The organism is Streptomyces sp. NRRL WC-3618, from assembly GCF_001280005.1.
Taxonomy (GTDB): Bacteria; Actinomycetota; Actinomycetes; order Streptomycetales; family Streptomycetaceae; genus Streptomyces.
Genome location: NZ_LGDW01000163.1, coordinates 1 through 4,250, shown reverse-complemented (window position 1 = coordinate 4,250; position 4,250 = coordinate 1). Strand labels below are relative to the sequence as shown.

The following is a 4,250-nucleotide window of genomic DNA, read 5'->3' as shown; positions in this document are numbered from 1 at the left end:
CCTTCACCTTTCGGATCCAGGTAAGCCATCAGACCCAGAAACCTCCCTTCAGTTCCTCCCGGTTGAACCGGGGATACAACAGAGCGCCTCATGGCGCACCCGCGTTGGCGGCCAGCTCGGCGACGACGTGGGCGACCGTGTCGGATACATCGCTTCCGTACGGGATTCCCCATGCGTCGAGTTGATGGAGTGCCAGCTGTCGGGCGAGGCGGGCACCGCGCCGGGTAGCCGAGAGTCGCTGCGTGAAGTCACTTACGAGGGTGGAGATTTCGGCGTTCATGTAACAGAGCGTGTCTGAGCGACTCTAGGCTGACCAGTAGTGACGTCGGTACGCAGTGTGATCTGTCCGGGCGCGGTGACCGCGTGTCCGGGTGGCCGGGCGTGACGTCGGGATGCGGATGTCGTTGGGTGCGGACGGTTGGACGTCGGAGGTGGCGGACATGATGGTCGGGGCGGGTCAGTCGGGCAGTGGAACCGAGGACCAGGACTGGGACGGCGACGAGAGCACGGCGGACCTCCTCAAGACGGTCGGCAAGCAGGTCAAGCTGTGGCGTGAGCGGGCGGGCCTGACGCAGGCCGAGCTGGGCGCGGCGATCGGGTACAGCGAGGAGCAGGTGTCGTCGGTGGAGCGGGGGCGGCGGGTTCCGAAGCCGGGGTTTCTGGATGCGGCGGATGAAGTGCTGGGCGCGGGTGGGTTGTTGGCGGCGTTCAAGGAAGATGTGGAGCGGGCTCGGTATCCGAAGAAGGTTCGGGACTTGGCGAAACTGGAGGCGGAGGCGTCGCAGTTGGGCGCGTACGCGAGCACAGTCATCCATGGGCTATTGCAAACCCCGGATTATGCGCGTGCGCTGTACCAGTTGCACCGACCCACCCTCGACGAGGAGACAATCGAGCGTAATGTGGCCGCACGCGTGGCCCGCCAGGAGATCTTCAACCGATGCCCCGCACCCTTTCTGAGCTTCGTCCAGGAAGAGGCAACGCTGCGCCGCCCGGTCGGTGGCAAGATGGTGCTACGCCAACAGCTCGAACGACTGTTGGAGGTAGGGAGATTGCGAAACGTCGAGATCCAGGTGATGCCTACCGATCGCGAGGATCATGCCGGACTGAACGGCTCCTTCTTCCTCCTTGATCCGAAAACGGGCCAGAAGGTCTCCCACTCCGAGTCCGCACTGCATAGCCGCGTGAGCATGGACCGCAAGGAGGTCCGGATCCTTGAAGCACGGTATGGAATCATCCGTGCGCAGGCGCTCACACCACGGGACTCTCTGGCGTTCATCAAGACAGTGCTGGGAGATACATGAACGGCAACACCACTACCAGCGGCGCCGACGGGCTGGCCTGGTTCAAAAGCAGCTACAGCACCAGCGACGGCCCCGAATGTGTTGAGGTCGCAGCAACCCCTGACACAGTCCATGTCAGGGACTCGAAGGGCCAGTTGGGCCCGCAGCTTGCCTTCGGCCAGACCGAGTGGTCGGTCTTCATCACGTACGCGGCCGACCGAGTCTGATGTAGCAGAGGTGGCCCCGAACAAGCCGCGGCCACCTCTCCGCTGAACTCCTACTCGCCGAGGGCGGGCTGCTCAGCAGGGACCGTCTCCTTGGGGGCGGCCTTCTTCTTGGCCCGGGTCTTCTCCGGTCGCCAGGCCCGCAGGTCCGCCTCGCTCACCTGGTGCTTGGCACACAGCTCCTCAAAGTACGCCTGGTACTCGTCGGCGGGTACACCCTCCCACTCCTCGTCGTACTCACCGTGCCACTGCCGCACCCAGGGCATGACTTCGAGGAGCCCGGCGAGCAACGGCTTGATGCGGTCGGTGTCCCAACCCGCTTGCTTCGTACGGTCGTCGACGAGGTTGAACAGTGCCTGCGCCTGATCCTTGTGGTCCCAGCCGGCCCAGCCGAGCAGGACGGTCGGATCGGCGTCCGGACTCGCCCCCAGGTACGAGATGAAGCGCTCCTTGGGCACGTCGAGCTTGCCGCGATTGGACCAGTACGACTGCCTCAGGAAGTCGGCGCCCTTGTACTTCGGCGGCACGGGGATGTCGAGCCGCTCCCCCATACGATCCTCCTCACGCTGCAACTCCCAGACCTTCTCCCACTGCTCGCGGTTTCGGAGCCCGGAGTCCTTGTAGCGGAGAGCTGCGAGGTACGGGACGTGTTCGGCGTCGACGACGTCCGCGAGCGCGTTCGCGAGGGGCAGGTCCGGCTTGCCCATGTGGTCGGCAGCGTAAAGCTGGGCAACAGAGTTGAAGTCAGTGTCGTCTCGCAGAGCATCGGCGAGCTGACTGACGGTCAGCGTGCGCGGCTGCTTGATTCCGTCACGAAGGGCGTACCAGAGACTCGGCTCCTCAATCCGATCCAGAAGCCACGTCCGCAGGGCCGACTTCTCCTTCTTCTCCCATGAGTCGCCAGCCCAACGCCGCTTACACTCGGGCCGCTCAATGAGGGCGATGTCCTTGCGGGAGTTGATGATGTCGATGCGGGTTTGAACGATGTCGCGGTACCAGTCGGGCCAGTGGTTCGGGATCTCGGTGATGGGGGTCGAGCCGTGCCGCTCGAACCAAACTGTCTCGACCTCACTTCCCGCTACCTGCCGCGCGAGCACGATTTCGAATGCCCGCTCGCCGAGACGTACTTCGGGGATGGTGCTCGGTTCGGGCGAATGGGCGACTGTCCGTGCAACATCAGCATCGGACAGCAATCCGTACAACCCGTACACCTGCCAATCGAGCTCCTCCTGAAGGGCGATCATGCGGTGGCGCGCACCAGAAATGTCGGCACGGGCGGCTTCTAGTGCGGAGCGGGTGGGCGAGCCACTTTCCGGCAGGGCATCCAACTCCAGCTTGACCGCCGGAGCGAAGGAGTCGAGCAGCCGCGCTACGGCCAGGGGAGATCGCGCAGGCAGGGGGAAATCTTGCAGCTTAGCACCGGTGAATTCATAGAATCTCTCCCATTCATCGTGCATGAATCCACCAGTTCCAGACTGGCTCCCCTTATCGTGGCAAACCTGTTTCAGCCAGAAACATCCTGCTGACGAGTTCAACAATCCCAGAAGCCCAAGAAAATCGTCCTCAGTCGACCCGACCGGCAGCTTGATCACTGGAGCATGCGCGTCGAACACTTTCCTCCCACGATCAAGCGTGAAGTGAAGGTGCGTCGCAACATTGGCAAATGTGATCGAGAGAGGGGTCTCATAGGCCGATTTCGTGTGCTGCATGTACTCCCACCATGCACGTCCGGCATCCTCCATCACCCCTTGAAACGTTCGCCGTGCAGCAAGGAGTGTCCTCAGCGGCCAGAGTTCCGCTTGCAGCCCGTCGCGTACAGTCCCATCTTTGGCGTATGGGTACCAAGTGAAATCGAGGTTACTCAGCCCCCAGTCCCTCACATTCTCCCCACGCACGATGGGACGCATCATTTCAACGTCAGAACTCTTATGCAAGGCGTGGCGCCGGGGTCGCGAAAAAGCATCGTCGGATCCAGCTCTAATAGCGCGACCGATAGGCAATTCAATCTTCTCTCTCAGCCTCCTCGGTACCGCCTCAATCATTCCTTTCACTTGCGCTTTTCCGCCCCCACCGAGACTCCAGGGATGGGAGGAAAATCGCAACCTTTCCACATCGTCGACTGAGATCCAGTCCGAATCGCTACCAGGGGTGTCAAATTGTCGAGAGATCGCCTTCCAGACAAGTCCTTCCGCAGGAATAGGCGGCTCTCCAGGTTCACCGCGATTACTCAGCACGGCGCGAACCTTAGAGCTGGAGGACGGGAGCCTGTTTCTCCCCACAAGCACTACAGTTGGCGTCCCATGTCCAGGGATGTACGCCGCCGAGGTGTCGATGACGCGCAGGAGATCGATTCCAGTTCGCCCTCCTGTGAAGAACTCCTCGATCAGCTTCTTACCAAATTCACGCTTCATAAATGAGTTAGCCGTGATCTGACCGACAAAGCCACCACCTCCTGAAGCGCCGCCGGCTCCACGTAGTGCCAACTCGAACAACCGCTGCGCAAACGGAACCGACAGAGCATACGTACCCGCACAAGCATCAAACGCAGCCCGATAATTCTCGTTCTCCTGCTTGTCCTTCACCGTGATGTACGGCGGATTCCCCACCACCACGTGATACGAAGCGCGGCCCAGCAAATCCACCCGCCCCGCAAACTCTCCAACATCCTCAGTCGCGTACTGGAACGCCGAGCCGTCACCCTCCCCCTCCTCAGCGAAGAGCATATCCAGATCAGTCTGGATACCCG

Annotated in this window: 3 protein-coding genes and 1 pseudogene; 2 read left to right on the top strand and 2 right to left on the bottom strand. The window is 61.8% G+C overall.

Annotation, left to right across the window (positions count from 1 at the left end):
- Positions 1 to 100: 100 nt before the first annotated feature.
- A pseudogene (locus ADL01_RS42085) lies at positions 101 to 280 on the bottom strand (ATP-binding protein); the annotation flags it as partial.
- Between the two features lie 160 nt (positions 281 to 440).
- Here ADL01_RS42085 and ADL01_RS17410 point away from each other — a divergent pair.
- Together ADL01_RS17410 and ADL01_RS17405 are read left to right on the top strand one after the other, a co-directional pair.
- Positions 441 to 1,301, top strand: coding sequence for a helix-turn-helix domain-containing protein (locus tag ADL01_RS17410; RefSeq protein WP_234354676.1), 861 nt, complete (start codon positions 441 to 443; stop codon positions 1,299 to 1,301).
- Positions 1,298 to 1,507, top strand: a complete 210-nt coding sequence (locus tag ADL01_RS17405; protein WP_053742917.1) for a DUF397 domain-containing protein — start codon at positions 1,298 to 1,300, stop codon at positions 1,505 to 1,507. The genes ADL01_RS17410 and ADL01_RS17405 overlap by 4 nt, the downstream gene beginning before the upstream one ends.
- Positions 1,508 to 1,557: 50 nt before the next feature.
- Here ADL01_RS17405 and pglX read toward each other — a convergent pair.
- On the bottom strand, positions 1,558 to 4,250 hold a 2,693-nt coding region (gene pglX / locus ADL01_RS43745; protein WP_107090916.1), incomplete at its 5' end, for a BREX-2 system adenine-specific DNA-methyltransferase PglX.

Coding starts and splice junctions, on each gene's coding strand:
- ADL01_RS17405 (WP_053742917.1), top strand. CDS start 1,298: ATGAACGGCAACACCACTACCAGCGGCGCCGACGGGCTGGCCTGGTTC.
- ADL01_RS17410 (WP_234354676.1), top strand. CDS start 441: ATGATGGTCGGGGCGGGTCAGTCGGGCAGTGGAACCGAGGACCAGGAC.